The sequence below is a fragment of the Bacteroidota bacterium genome, from assembly GCA_018266835.1.
Classification (GTDB): domain Bacteria; phylum Bacteroidota; class Ignavibacteria; order Tepidaquicellales; family Tepidaquicellaceae; genus JAFDZO01.
Genome location: JAFDZP010000005.1, coordinates 246,912 through 260,666 on the forward strand (window position 1 = coordinate 246,912; position 13,755 = coordinate 260,666).

General features: G+C 35.3%; 11 protein-coding genes. 6 read left to right on the forward strand and 5 right to left on the reverse strand.

All coding sequences use genetic code 11. The annotated features are described in order from the left end of the window. Positions 1-12: 12 nt before the first annotated feature. The 3 genes from rpoN to dprA all read right to left on the reverse strand — a co-directional run bounded on the left by rpoN (position 13) and on the right by dprA (position 3,384). Positions 13-1,506 carry an RNA polymerase factor sigma-54 gene (rpoN, locus tag JST55_13915; protein ID MBS1494605.1) on the reverse strand — a complete coding sequence of 498 codons (1,494 nt, stop codon included), beginning with the start codon at positions 1,504-1,506 and terminating at the stop codon, positions 13-15. Next, a complete protein-coding gene (locus JST55_13920; GenBank protein ID MBS1494606.1) occupies positions 1,506-2,090 on the reverse strand; it encodes a DUF3109 family protein in 585 nt (194 codons plus the stop codon). Before JST55_13920 ends, rpoN begins: the two co-directional genes overlap by 1 nt. Positions 2,091-2,226: 136 nt before the next feature. Continuing rightward, positions 2,227-3,384, reverse strand: coding sequence for a DNA-protecting protein DprA (gene dprA / locus JST55_13925; GenBank protein MBS1494607.1), 1,158 nt, complete (start codon positions 3,382-3,384; stop codon positions 2,227-2,229). A gap of 413 nt (positions 3,385-3,797) precedes the next feature. Here dprA and JST55_13930 point away from each other — a divergent pair, with 413 nt between their 5' ends. The 4 genes from JST55_13930 (at position 3,798) to JST55_13945 (ending at position 7,007) form a co-directional block, all read left to right on the forward strand. Further along, the gene (locus JST55_13930) at positions 3,798-4,565 is read left to right on the forward strand and encodes a hypothetical protein (GenBank protein MBS1494608.1); all 768 of its coding nucleotides are present in this window, start codon (positions 3,798-3,800) and stop codon (positions 4,563-4,565) included. 72 nt (positions 4,566-4,637) lie between these two features. Next, positions 4,638-6,230: a hypothetical protein gene (locus tag JST55_13935; protein MBS1494609.1), complete on the forward strand. Its 1,593-nt coding sequence runs from the start codon at positions 4,638-4,640 to the stop codon at positions 6,228-6,230. A gap of 41 nt (positions 6,231-6,271) precedes the next feature. Beyond that, a complete protein-coding gene (locus JST55_13940; GenBank protein MBS1494610.1) occupies positions 6,272-6,655 on the forward strand; it encodes a hypothetical protein in 384 nt (127 codons plus the stop codon). Then, positions 6,645-7,007: an EamA family transporter gene (locus tag JST55_13945; GenBank protein ID MBS1494611.1), complete on the forward strand. Its 363-nt coding sequence runs from the start codon at positions 6,645-6,647 to the stop codon at positions 7,005-7,007. The genes JST55_13940 and JST55_13945 overlap by 11 nt, the downstream gene beginning before the upstream one ends. A gap of 12 nt (positions 7,008-7,019) precedes the next feature. Here JST55_13945 and JST55_13950 read toward each other — a convergent pair whose 3' ends face one another. Next, positions 7,020-8,981 (reverse strand): response regulator, encoded by a 1,962-nt coding sequence (locus tag JST55_13950; GenBank protein MBS1494612.1) that lies wholly within the window; start codon positions 8,979-8,981, stop codon positions 7,020-7,022. A 59-nt stretch (positions 8,982-9,040) separates the two neighbouring features. Then, entirely contained in the window at positions 9,041-10,822 is a 1,782-nt protein-coding gene (locus JST55_13955; protein ID MBS1494613.1) for a CHASE3 domain-containing protein, read from the reverse strand. Positions 10,823-11,417: 595 nt separating this feature from the next. On the opposite strand from JST55_13955, the gene JST55_13960 reads away from it, so the two are divergent. Both JST55_13960 and JST55_13965 read left to right on the forward strand, forming a co-directional pair. Beyond that, positions 11,418-12,107 (forward strand): hypothetical protein, encoded by a 690-nt coding sequence (locus tag JST55_13960; protein ID MBS1494614.1) that lies wholly within the window; start codon positions 11,418-11,420, stop codon positions 12,105-12,107. A gap of 168 nt (positions 12,108-12,275) precedes the next feature. Further along, positions 12,276-13,745: a hypothetical protein gene (locus JST55_13965; GenBank protein ID MBS1494615.1), complete on the forward strand. Its 1,470-nt coding sequence runs from the start codon at positions 12,276-12,278 to the stop codon at positions 13,743-13,745. Positions 13,746-13,755 lie beyond the last annotated feature (10 nt).

Below are 13,755 nucleotides of genomic sequence, written 5' to 3' on the forward strand. Positions count from 1 at the left end.
ATTGCTAACTGTTTAAATCGAACGTCTCAGTCTCGCCTTTGCAATATTCATCGCCTCTCTGTATTTCGTAACTGTTCTTCTTGCAATCTTATACCCCGCATTGGTCATTTCCTTCACAAGAGCATCATCGGTAAAAGGATTTTTCTTGTCCTCGTTCTCAATGATCTGTTTCAATTTATCTTTAGCTTCTTTCGCAGATACATCAAAGCCGTCTTCATTTGTAAGAGCATTGCTGAAAAATGATTTCAGTGAGTAAATTCCGAAATCAGTCTGCACATACTTCCCTTTCACTGCGCGGCTGACGGTTGACACATCCATCTGAATATCTTCCGCAACATCTTTTTCAATCATTGGTCTTAATCCCACACCTTCATTATTGAACCACACGTACTGTCGTTGTAAAATCGAATTCATTACTTTTAGCAGTGTCTGTCTTCTTGAATTAATCGCATCTAAAAACCATTTTGCGCGGTTAAAATTATTTGATAAAAATTCTTTTGTATCTTTATCAATTTTATCTCCGCTCTGATACATCTCCCTGTACGATTTATTTATACGCAGGGACGGAACGTTCTTTTCATTGAGATAAACTTCAAAGTTATTATTCACTTTTGTGATTATCATATCAGGATAGATATAACTCTCCGCAGCGCCGCTTTCAGTTTGTCCCGGTTTTGGATTAAGCTTATGTATCGCTTCAAATATTTTCTTAACTTTTTCTAATGATGTATTTAATTCCTTTGCAAGCTTTTCATAATTCTTTAAACGAAGCTCTTCAAAGAATTCATTAATTACTCTTAGCGCATTTTTCTTAATGAAAGTATCTATTGCAGAACGTTCAATCTGAATAGACAAACACTCCTGAAGATTTCTCGCCGCAATACCTGCAGGCTCAATGCTCATCTGAATTTCTTTCAGTACTTCTTCAACTTCAAGTATTGAAAAGAACTCATCTTTGAATTCAGTATCAACTTTCAGTTCATCTATATCACGGATTAAATCAATTATATCAGTTGTAAGATATCCTTCATCATTTAAGGAGCCGACAATCTCTTCTGCTATAAATGCTTTCTTCGGCGGCAAGCCCATAAGATGAACCTGCAACATTAAGCTTTCATTTAAAAATGATGCTGCCTGTATATTGGAGTTGTCGTAATCATTCTGTGTTCCCTTCGATGCGTGCTCGGCGGGATCGTAATCCATTTCTTCTTTATTGAAATAGTCATCCCAGTCAAGCTCATCTTCTTTTGTATTTTCAGAGGGCTCTATCTCATCATCTTCTTTCTTTATATCCTCTTCGTCTTTTTTCAGTTCAAGATCTTTTTCCTCAGCGGTTTCATCCTTTATCTCATCGGAAGCTTCTTCTTCCAGAAGAACATTTTCTTCAAGCTCTTTCTTTATCATCTGCTCAAGCGCCAGAGTTGGCACTGCAAGAACACTCTGATTAAGTATTACTTTTGGAAAAAGTTTTTGTGATAGTTTTAAATTTTGACTTTGTGATATCACTATACTTTTGTTTTGTTTAAATTCTTATTTAAAAATTTTTCTTTTGCTGCTTTGTAAAAATCAATACCGAACTCATCAATAATCGGCTGCTTTAAAAATTCAAAAACCGTCTTATCTTCTGTAACACCTTTATCTAGAGCATCGTTGCACTCAGTTATTTTTTCGTAACGCATTATGTTTCTTTTTTTGCCATAAACTCTTATAGGGAAAAGATAACATGAAATCGGTTTTTTGAACTCAATCTCTCCCGCAAAGTATGCCGTCTGAAAAGCGCACTTTGCTATTCCCTTTTCATCGTAAAAAGAAAAAACACATTCATTATCATTATACGTACTAACTGCATAATCGTTATCGTGTCTGTAATAAAATCCTTCGCGCTTTATAACATCAAGATGTTTTTCGGGCAAATATTTCTCTACCTTCGGAAGCAGATGCTTCATTACATTAATTTCTTTTTCAAGCAGCGGCGCGCCGTCTGTTCCTGTGATTGTACAGCATGCTCCTTTGCACATATTCAAATCGCAGGAAAACTTCACATCGAAAATCCTGTCGTCTATTATATACTTGTCTAAATTTATTTTCATTTAATGGTTATGCTTTTTTCTTGCTACAAACTGCTTTTATTGATACCGCCCCCTCAATCCCCCTCCTTCTGAAGGAGGGGGAAGTCGAGTCATTTTTTTATTTATTCTAAATTCTACATTCTGAATTCTGAATTCTTCACGCTCTTACAAAATATTTTCCGGGAAGCTGTCTGACTATTCCTTTGAACTCCAGACTAAGCAGCTCGACCAAACAAGATGAAATATTAAATCCTGTTCCTTCGTAAATCTTATCTATGTGCATCGGTTCAAATCCCAGTAAATTATAAATAACAGTTTCTGACTTTGATAAGTTCGGCAATACTTTTTTCTCTTCTTTATTTTTTGCTTTAACAAAATTTTTCATTTTGCTTTCAAGCTCAACCAATACATCATCTGCGTTCATCACAAGCTTTGCGGTTCCGCGCTTTATTAAATTGTTAGTTCCTTCCGATTGCTTTGAATTAAGATGTCCCGGTACTGCAAATACTTCCCTGTTCTGGTCAATAGCAAATCCCGCAGTTATTAATGCGCCGCCTCGTGCTGCGCTCTCAATGATAATTGTACCAAGACTGATTCCGCTTATAAGTCTGTTTCTCTTTGGGAAGTTCGGCTTATCAGGGAAAGTCCCGGGCGGAAACTCAGATACAATTGCTCCGACTTCAGCGACTTCATCATACAACTTTTTATTCTCAGGCGGATAAATTACATCCACTCCGCAGCCAAGCAATGCATAATTTACATTTCCGAATTTGCAGGCTGTCTTGTGACAGATTGAATCGACTCCCTTAGCCATTCCGCTCATTAAAGGAATGTTCATCTTTGAAAACTCTTCGGCAAAATGTTCGCATATCTGTCTTCCATATTCGCTTGGAGTTCTGGTACCAACTATACCGATTGAAAACTCATCCGTCGCGCTTAGACTTCCTCTATAATATAAAAGAACGGGAGCATCATAAATAGGTTTTAAATTCTTCGGATAATCATCTCTTAAAAAACTTGTAATCTTTATATCTTTCTTTTCACATACGTCCATCAGGTTTGAAAACTCTTTTTCAAGACTTTCCATCGCTGCCTGGCTATTCCTGACTTTCTCCAAATTTTTAATATTTGCGATTGTCAGAATTTCGGTATTCTTTATGCTGAGCAGGTCTGCGTTGAAAACTGCTTCGGCGCTTTTGAACAAATTGACAAGCGAGGTTATCTTTACATTTCCTATGTTTTCAATTCTTGAAAGGAAATATAAATATTTAATTTCTCTGAAGTCTGTCTCGCTTAAATCAAGATTTACAGTCATTTTAATAATTTAAATATTATATCCTTTTAAATGAATGTCTAAAAAAAGTAGTAGAATAATTGAATTATTATTGCAAATCGAAAAAAACTTTTAATGTGCATTTTTTTGCTTTTCCTGGTTTTCATTTATGTAGAAAGGAAGGCACAATAAAACCACCCCCTCAGTCCCCCTCCTTGAAAAGGAGGGGGAAGTATTCGCAAAATTTTAATGTTTTATTTTAAAAATAAAAATGATAGTTTTGTAACTATAATATTTGTCTGTGTAATTTTGCAGATAAAGTAATTCGTTAAAAAGAGGCAGTAAGAACTATATATTTCAGTGTTTATTTTTACCGATTAATCTTTTAATTTATAGCCATCAACCAAAAAATACAAAATTTGCAGACCCCGTTAAATAGTAAGATTTTGCTCGTTATGGTAACAGTATGCATTTTTTTGTTATGTACAGAGAAATCGTATTCCCAGTGGATTCCAACAAAGGGCAAAAATGGAACACTCGTTACAATGAAATATGGGGAATTTAACCAGTTATACGATGCGACCGGAGTTTTAAAAAGCAGCAATTCTAAATTTTCCCGCTTCGATATAGATATTTTCAACATCACAGGCATTAGCCCAAGTGTTGCATTCTTCATTAAATTCGGTGTAGCTAAACTGACAAATGTTGACCCTGTTACGGGAACAACAAGCAGCTTTGGTTTTAAAAATCCAAGTATTGGTTTAGTTTATCAGATTTCTGCAGGTCCACCCGTTATGGGGCTTGAACTTGAAGCAAATCTTCCTTTCCATTTCCCGAGAGATCAGGATCCCGAGCTCGATGCAAGTTTTGCAACGTACAGCATCGGATTCACAATCGGAAACGGAATGCGGTTATTCAGAATGCCTTCATATTACAGCGCAGGTATAAAATATAAATTCAGAGGCGCAGCAGATGCAGGCGAAGAAGTTTCGATATTCTTTACACTCGGTTCATCGTTCAACAGATACACAAGCTGGTATGCAACAATAGAAAGCAACAGAGGGCTTAACGGAAATCCAACTAGCTCAACAAAACTTTCAGGCGCAATTGTTCAGAAGATTTCAAAGACAACAAGCTTATCCTTCGGCACAGAATATATTGTAGCAGGTAAAAATGTTTCTACAGGTCCGAGCCTGTTCTTCGGATTCAATTTCGGATATTAATGAATTTCCGAAAATCCTTAATGGATTTTCATTGTTATAATATTTACGGCCTTTTATTTAATTTATTAATACATGGTAGATAAATTTTTTAGTGATGAGGTAACGATAAAATCTTTCAGGCGCGTATTTTATTTTACTTTGATAGTAGGATTTCTTGCGCAGCTTGCTAGCTACTACTATGAATATGTGTATGCATACCCCGATTCCATCAGCCGTGTTGATATAGCCCGAAGATTTTACGATTCACTTACTCCGGGTATCAGCCAGCAGCTTGGTACTGCATGGCTTCCGATTCCTGCAGTAATGATTCTTCCATTTGCTTATTTCGATTTTCTATGGTACACAGGTCTTGCCGGCAGCATAGTAAATCTTACTTGCTTTGTAATTACTTCACTTTGTATTTTTCTCTCGGTAAGACTTATCACTGAGCACAGACTTTCACAATACATCGCAGTTTTTATTTTTGTTATAAATCCCAATATACTTTACCTGCAGACGACTGCCATGTCGGAAATGATTCTGATGATGTTCATGACTGCCTCGGTTTATTATCTACTGAAGTGGAACGTAACGGGAGAAAAAGTTTGGTTTATTTATTCGGCAATCCTTACTGCGCTTGCAGTGGGTTCGCGTTACGAAGGGTGGACATTTGCCGTCTTTATAGTCATAGCTGTTGTTCTACTTTGCTTCGGTAAGAACAAAACAATGGTGCTGCGTTACTCAATTTTATATGTTGCGCCAACTGCTCTCTTTGTGGGCTTCTGGCTGTATCACAACTGGAGCGTTTATGGAGACCCTATTGCATTCTTGCGCGGTGAATACTCAGCAGGCGCATGGTTTGAAAAGGGCGGAAGATTTAATGCTAAAGGTGATTTATTATTCTCACTCGTAGTTTACTTAAATAATATTGTTCAGTTAATAGGAACTATACCGCTGCTTCTCTTTGGAGTCGGTGTGATAATATATTTCTTAGTTAATAAGTTCAGATTCTCTGCTATTACTCCTTATGTGTTTTTGATTTCAATTCCAGTAACTGTTTATCTTGTTTACTCCGGTTCGATTATTATTGAAATGCCGAACATAGAACCTTACGGATATTACAATGCGCGGTATGGAGTGTTTATTATTCCCGGTGTTGCATTCTTTATAGGTTATCTTTCATATAAAATTTACGAGTACAGATATTATAACAATCTTCCCTATTACATAGGATACTTTGTTCTTGCGCTGATAATTCCGCTCAGTTATTATTACAACTGGCCGAAAGGCGCTCCCGTAATTGTTGAAACTGCCTTCTTTAATAATTCACGTCCTGAAATTAACAGAGCATCAGAATTTTTAAGAATGAATTACAAAGGCGGAACAATTTTTTATGACGGTGTTAACTTCTCATTGAAGCCTTGGACAAAGATTGATATCAAACAAAGAATTTATCCTGAAAGCTGGGAAGTAGGACCAAAGACTTTAGCTCGTCCGCAGGATTATGCTAACTGGATTCTTATTGATAACAAAAATCCCTACTACAGATTACGTGATAAAGTTGATCCTATAGTTTTAGATAAATTTTACGATTTGCTTTACGTAGATAACGGAATTGAAATTTACAGAAGAAATGCTCCTATAGAGCCTATCTCAGTTGACCTTAAGAAAAAAGACGAACAATAGTGTTCGTCTTTTTTTTATTAAAAGAATACTAAGCTGCATTAATGAAACATTACACCGGAATTTTACTTGTCGTCGTTTGCACATTTCTCGGAACAGCAGCGCAGATTCTTTTCAAGCTTGCCTCAGTAGCATCAGTTAATGAAAAACACACTTTAATAGATACTGTAATGAATCCCGTTCTTATAGGAGGATTCATTGCATACGGTCTCAGCTTTCTTATACTTACCATAGCTTTAAAAGAAGATGACCTTTCAACATTATATCCTTTCATTGGTCTTACGTATGTCTGGGTGAGCATTATTTCACCATTATTTTTTCCTTCTGATTCATACAGCGTCCTAAGATTTGCAGGCGTTGCTGCTATCGTTGCAGGAGTTTCATTTATAGGTTACGGAGGCAAAGGGGGTGATAAACGTGGAAAGTAAACCGACAGAATTATGGGCAATTGGATTAGTTATCCTCAGCACTTTAATAGGAGCAGTTGGTCCTATTATGCTGAAGATTGGCGTTCATGAAATTAAAATGTCTTTCTTCAATATCATTAAACATCCGAAAATTATTTTCGGCGCGTTTATGATGGTGATATCAGCAGGTGTTTACATCATGGCATTAAAGGGCGGCGAGCTTAGCGTGCTTTATCCTTACGCTTCGTTAAGCTATCTATGGGTAACACTCATTTCAAAATTCTACCTCAAAGAAGAAATAAACAAACAGAAAGTCATAGGAATTGTTCTGATTATCCTTGGAATAGTTCTCATCGGTCTCTCAAACAGATAATCATTTGTACAATCACTTCTTAAGATACTTCTTCAGCATTACAATAAGTCCGTGCTTATCAAATGGTTTTTGAATGTAATCATCAAATCCTTCGGTAAGAAGTTTTTCCTTATCCCCTGCCATAGCAAGTGCCGTTGAAGCAATTACCGGAGTATTGTGATTAATTGACTCATTCTTAATTCCTTTCAAAACTTCAACACCGTTTATACCGCTGTTGAAATGTATATCCAGCATTATCAAATCAAATTTTTCCGATGAATAATATTTCTGCGCCTTAAGGGAATCTTTCACAATAGTCAGCTGAAATTTATCGGATAACAGCTTATTGATATAAAAACAATCAACATCATTATCTTCTACTAAAAGGATTTTTTTATTTTTATCAGAAAAATTTTCTTTTGTAATTTCTTTTGCACCGTTCTCTTTATAATAAACGACGGGACTGATATTATTAACTGTGCCGCCGTTACCATTTCTGCTGTTGACAGGTATCTCAATTATAAATTCACTGCCTGCTCCGACTTTACTTGTCACGCTTATTGTGCCGCCCATAAGTTCTACGAATTTCTGCGCAATCGATAGTCCTATACCCGTTCCTTCATAATTTCTTCTTATGCCTTCACTTGACTGACGGAATCTGTGAAATACTATTTCAAGGTCCTCAGGGCTGATGCCTATGCCTGAATCTTTCACACTTATAAAAATGTATTGATGTCCGTCTTTTAAAACTTTATCCAGCACTACTTTTACATATCCTCTGTGAGTAAATTTTATTGCATTACCCAGAAGCTTATAGATTATTTTTTCATATCCCTCCAAGTCAATTGTGCATATAAGATTTTCAGATTTAATTTCCAACTGTAGTTCTATTTCTTTTCTTACCGTGCCTTTAAAATGATTAAAGATCTTCTGAGTTGTATTTACTAAATTCACCGCCTCTTTTCTCAATACAATCTTTCCGGATTCAATTACCGACAGGTCAATTAAATCATTAAATGTGTCCAGCAGTCTCTGTCCGCTTGTTCTTATTGCTTCTATATAAGATTTGTGCTCTTCGTTAACAAGCTCATTTGCAAGCATATCTGAAAATCCAAGAATTCCGTTTAACGGAGTTCTGAACTCATGGCTTAAATTTGTAAGAAAAGTTGTCTTCAGCTTATTCATTTCTTCTGCCCGCTCTTTCGCTTTGTTCAATTCTATCTCTGCAAGTTTGTGCGGAGTAATATCAACAAATTTTACCACAACATACATTATACCATCCAGAGTTATCTTTACAAAATTAGTAAGAACAAATTTTTTCTCCCCTTCTTTCGTACCGACTTCAAGCTCATAATTTTTTACAACGTACTTATCCTTCAGGGCAGTTTTTACAAAATTTTCATGATGATGTGAATCGAAGAAATCAAAATCATAAATATAGCTGCCGATAAGCTCCCCTTCCCTGTATTTGCTGAAATCACAGAAACTTTCGTTCACATCCATTATCAGCCCGGATTCAAAGTTAAGTATGCACGTAGGTACGGGAGAGAAATGAAATATCTTAGAAAATTTTTCTTCAGATTCTTTTAATTTTCTTTCGGCGTAATTTTTCTGTCTGTTCAGGTACATCTTCTCAATTGCAGAATGAACCGCAGGTCCCAATCGTGAAAGATTTTGTTTAAGGATGTAATCATCTGCCCCGGATTTTATTATCTCAACTGCGCGCTCTTCATCTAATGTGCCCGTGATTTTTATGAAAGGAGTAAAGGGCGCATGTTCATTCCTGAAATTCAGAACTTCAATTCCATTGAATGACTGAAGCTGATAATCACTGAAAATTATATCGGGAGGGTTCTCGGTGATTTCTCTTTTAACATCCTCAAACTTATAAACATTTTTATATTCAAAGTTCAGATTGTTCTTTTTAAGTTCTCGAATAATTAATTCAGTATCGAACTTATTATCTTCAATTATTAGTATTTTAATCTTTTCCATTAGGGGCAGCGTTAAGGTTACAGTATTTAAGATTGTATAAATTAAACTTGAAAATATTTTTATGATTTATTGGGAACTGTGAATGAAAAAATTGTCTCCTCATCAGGAACTGACTTAGCAGAAATAGTTCCCCCATGAAGCCTTATAATTTTCTCACATAATGCAAGTCCCACACCGTTCCCTGCAAACTCACTTTCTGAGTGCAGCCGCTGAAAGACCTGGAACAGTTTATTTGCATAGCTCATATTAAATCCCGCACCGTTATCTTTTACATAAAATCTTACAATGCTATCCACAACTTCACATCCTATTTCTATCGAAGGATTCTCTTTATTACCGGAAAACTTAACGGCGTTTGAAATCAAGTTTTTCCATACTTCAAACAAGAGTACTTCATCAGCATAAGAAGGAAGCAAAGGTTTTATTTTAAATATATTTTTATTCTCTAAATCCTGCGAACATAACTCAATCGCATCTTCAACTAACCGGTTGTTATCAACAATTGCATAATTCAAAGCGCGCTTGCCGACTTTGGCAATATTCAAAAGCTCATCAATAAAAACTCCCATCTTTACTGCATTATCTCTGACAATTTTTAACAGACGTTTGCCTTCGTCATCAATTACATTTCCGTATTCCGCTTCAAGAATTTTTGAAAAGCCGTCAATGGAGCGCAGCGGCGCTCTTAAATCATGAGATACCGAGTAAGAAAATGATTCGAGGTCTCTGTTTGAAATCTGAAGCTCATTTATTTTTGTGTCCATTTCTTTCGTAAGCTCCTGCAATTGTTCATAGCTCTTATCAAGTTCAATTTCTGTTTTACGTTTCTCAGTAATATCTCTGAAAATCAGTACTGCTCCTGTTACTTCATCTTTCTCATTTATTATCGGGGCGGCGCTGTCATCTATATGGATTTCATTATTAAATTTATCAAGAAGTATTGTGTGATTATTTAGCCCGACAATTTGTTTTGTTTGAATCGCAACTTTTACCGGACTCAGGACTGCATCTCTAGTTCCCTCTTTATATATATTAAAAACTGTTTCAATTGGTCTTCCCTCTGCCTCATCTTTACCCCACTTTGTTAAATTTTCCGCAACCTTGTTCATAAATGTTATGAATGCTTTTTCATTTGTGGTTATAACTGCATCACCAATACTAATTAGTGAGGTTGAAAAAAATAACCGTCCCTGGTTGGCTTCCTGTTCAAGTCTGCTTCTCAGATTTATTTCTTTTAACAGAGAGAAGAAGACGAAAATAATAACTGCAAAACTTATTGTAATACCGGCAACATAGCTTTTTACAGCTCCTGAACTGCTTGCAAGTGTATTTACTTCGTTCGATTTTAGAATTTCACTTTCTTTTAAAAGCAGGGTATCAATGGAAGTCCGAATAGAATCCATTATATTTTTCCCGATATTCGAATTTATTCTTGCTACTACTGAATCACTGAATCCTTTTTCTTTCAGATTAACGGTATAATCCAGTTCCTTAAACTTTGAGTTAATAAGATTTTCAACTTTATCAAACAGTTGTATTTGGGGATTGCCAATGTTGGCAGCGCGATATTGTTGTATGAGTAAATTTATTTCTTTCTTAGAACCGAAATAAGGTTCCAGATAGGAGTAGTTTTTTGTGATTATATAGCCCCTTTGACCTGTCTCGCCATCAACAACTGCCTTTTCGATTTTATTGAGCAGGTTTACATCTGAATATGATTCCTTTACCTGATTTGCATTAGCCTGAAGCGCAATCAGATTCATATAAGCAAGATACGATATACCGATTAAAATCAGTATGGCGCAGGCAAATGCGGTATATAAAATTTTTTTATTTATCATCCCCCGATAAAGCAAAATTCTAATATTAAACTAATACTTCAGTAGATTACACAACCAAATATAAAAATAAGAATAAATTATAAAACAAAGTAGTTATACTACTGAAATTTCGATTTACAGTTATTTATTTACTGCTAAGTTAAAAAAGCTAATTGAATTTATAATTAATAGTATACATACTACTATTATACGCAAAAAATTGTCATAATAAATTTTACACAAGCATAACTGTTAGGGTAATTTATTTGACTCCGGAAAATTTTATTAAAAGAACAATGCTATCTTTTAATAATGCATATAAAAGAATGTTCTCCTTGGATAGAGATTTTATGAAGGGATATAAAAAAGGCGCTTACCGCTTTGCACTTTCTTACAACCTTTTACTTTAAATTATAAAAAGTTATTAAAAATGCCACTCGGTTTTAAGATAAAAAGTTTTTAAAAAAAAAGCAATTTCAAATCTATAACTCCGTACATAAACGCAGTATATTATAACATATTCCCTGTGATATTCTATATTTGTATAGCATATCTGAATTGAAGTTACATTTCAAAAAAGTTACCTTAGTCTTTCCACAAATTAACCACAAGATATATGAAATCTCTTATTCTCTCTATCTTTGTCATTCTATGCCTGGTATTTGTTAATGGATGCGTAAACGTAGACCAGAAAACAACCCTGAAAGAAGACGGCTCGGGCTCAATTAAACTTCACTACTGGACTTCTATGAAGAATCTCTCAATGGGTGATGAAATTGGCGGCTTCTCATTTTCTGAATCGGGCGTAAAAACAAACTATACTGCCACAGGAATCGAACCTTCTGATATTAAAGTTACGGAAAATACTGACGACTCTACTAAACATGTAAATCTGACTGTGGACTTCAAAGACTTCAATAAACTGAGCGATGCAAAAGGTTTTGCCAAATCTAAACAAACCTGGGCAAAAGGAAAAGACGGAATGGATTTCAAATACACATTATTAAAAGATACTGCTAATGCAGGCGGAATGGGTATGGAAGAATTCAAGCTCAACTATGAATTTACAATGCCTGGTGAAGTTATCGTTACAAACGCTACTTCAAAAGACGGCATGACTTTGAAATGGAGCAAAACAGTTGCAGACTTAAAAGATGATGTTAACATGACTGCTACAGTAAAAGGCGGCAGCTCAGGAAAGAAATGCGGACTCTTCGGAATGGAACTTCCTGTAATAGTATTCTTTGGACTGATGTTTGGTTACACAGTCAGAAAAAGAAACAGCAAGAAAAATAACAAAGCTTAATAAAATAATTTATTCAATTTTTACGGGGCAATTCTTATGAATTGCCCTTTTTTATTTCCGGTTTTATTTCGTCTCTCAACAATGTCCTAAATTAATTCAGTTAAATATTTACATTAGCTTAATCTTCGGATAATATTCGATAGCTAAACTTAATGTATTAAATAAAAAATGTACTCAAATGATGAACTTCTTAAAGAATTAATTTCTTTAAGAGAGAGTATTATTTCTGAGGGGCTGCAATTATACTCAACATATCTCCCGAATATTTCACGGGAGCAATTCAAATACAGCGCATTAAATCTTGCGTATTACTTATCTGCAAGAAGACGTGACCTGAGAAAAATCCAAACCTATCTTACTGCAAACGGTCTTTCCTCTCTGGGAAGAAGCGAGTCCCGCTTATTGGAAACTTTAGATTCAGTAATTCTGAACCTTAATGCCATTGTCGAAAATAAAATTAATATTGACTTATCCAGGCCTTCACTGGAAAAATTTTTCAAAGGAGAAGATGTATTAAAAAACAATTCATTAGAAATTTTCGGAGAAACGTTTACTGATAGAGATGTTAAAATAATGGTCACTCTTCCTGAATCTGCTTCTGAAGATTATAAGCTGGTAAAAAATCTTTTACTTTCAGGTACAAATATTTTCAGAATAAACTGCTCACACGATACACAAGACGAATGGGAAAAAATGATTAACAATATAAGAAGAGCCGAAAGATCTACGGGCTTGAGAGTAAAGATTTCTATGGAAATTGGCGGACCAAAAATAAGACTGAAAGATTTTCGCGCTCCGAAGAAAAAAAACAAAAAGATTTACGAAAACGAACTTATACTTCTCTCCCGGGAAAAACCTCCTGCAGAGTATATAGGATTCTGCGGAAGATGCTCAATACCTGAAACTCTGGATTATATTAAAACCGGTAACAGAGTTGTAATTGATGACGGAAAAATTATAACCGAAGTTATAGATTTAAGAGCTGAAGGGATTTTACTGCGGGTGAAAAGTATATCACCCGAAGGGAAAAAATTAAAAAACGATAAGGGAATTAATTTCCCTGATTGCGAATGTCATATCGACCCGATTACAAAAAAAGATAAAGAAGATATAAAATTTATTCTTAAGCATGCTGATATATTAGGTTATTCTTTTATTCAAAAACCCGGCGATATGGATTTGCTTGAAGAAGAAATAAACAACTGCGACCATAAGAATAAAAATATATGTATTATAGCCAAGATAGAAACCAAGCTTGCCGTAAACAACTTACCCGAAATAATTGCAAGGACTGCAGGGAAATTTCCGCTGGCTATTATGATTGCACGAGGTGACTTAGCAGTAGAAATAGGTTATGAAAGGCTTGCAGAAATGCAGGAAGAAATTTTATGGATATGCGAAGCTGCCCACGTTCCGGTGATTTGGGCAACTCAGGTATTGGAAACCCTTGTAAAAAACGGAATTCCCACAAGAGCAGAAATTACTGATGCAGCCATGTCTGAGAGGGCTGAATGTGTAATGCTTAATAAAGGAAAATATATAGTCGAGGCAGTAAAAATACTGGATGATGTATTAAGAAGAATGCAGTTACATCAGCTAAAGAAAACCCCCCAGCTGCGTGCTTTAAAATCATGGTAAAGTAATTCTA

Coding starts and splice junctions, on each gene's coding strand:
- dprA (MBS1494607.1), bottom strand. CDS start 3,384: ATGACTGTAAATCTTGATTTAAGCGAGACAGACTTCAGAGAAATTAAA.
- JST55_13920 (MBS1494606.1), bottom strand. CDS start 2,090: ATGAAAATAAATTTAGACAAGTATATAATAGACGACAGGATTTTCGAT.
- JST55_13960 (MBS1494614.1), top strand. CDS start 11,418: ATGAAATCTCTTATTCTCTCTATCTTTGTCATTCTATGCCTGGTATTT.
- JST55_13965 (MBS1494615.1), top strand. CDS start 12,276: ATGTACTCAAATGATGAACTTCTTAAAGAATTAATTTCTTTAAGAGAG.
- JST55_13950 (MBS1494612.1), bottom strand. CDS start 8,981: ATGGAAAAGATTAAAATACTAATAATTGAAGATAATAAGTTCGATACT.
- JST55_13955 (MBS1494613.1), bottom strand. CDS start 10,822: ATGATAAATAAAAAAATTTTATATACCGCATTTGCCTGCGCCATACTG.
- JST55_13930 (MBS1494608.1), top strand. CDS start 3,798: ATGGTAACAGTATGCATTTTTTTGTTATGTACAGAGAAATCGTATTCC.
- JST55_13935 (MBS1494609.1), top strand. CDS start 4,638: ATGGTAGATAAATTTTTTAGTGATGAGGTAACGATAAAATCTTTCAGG.
- JST55_13940 (MBS1494610.1), top strand. CDS start 6,272: ATGAAACATTACACCGGAATTTTACTTGTCGTCGTTTGCACATTTCTC.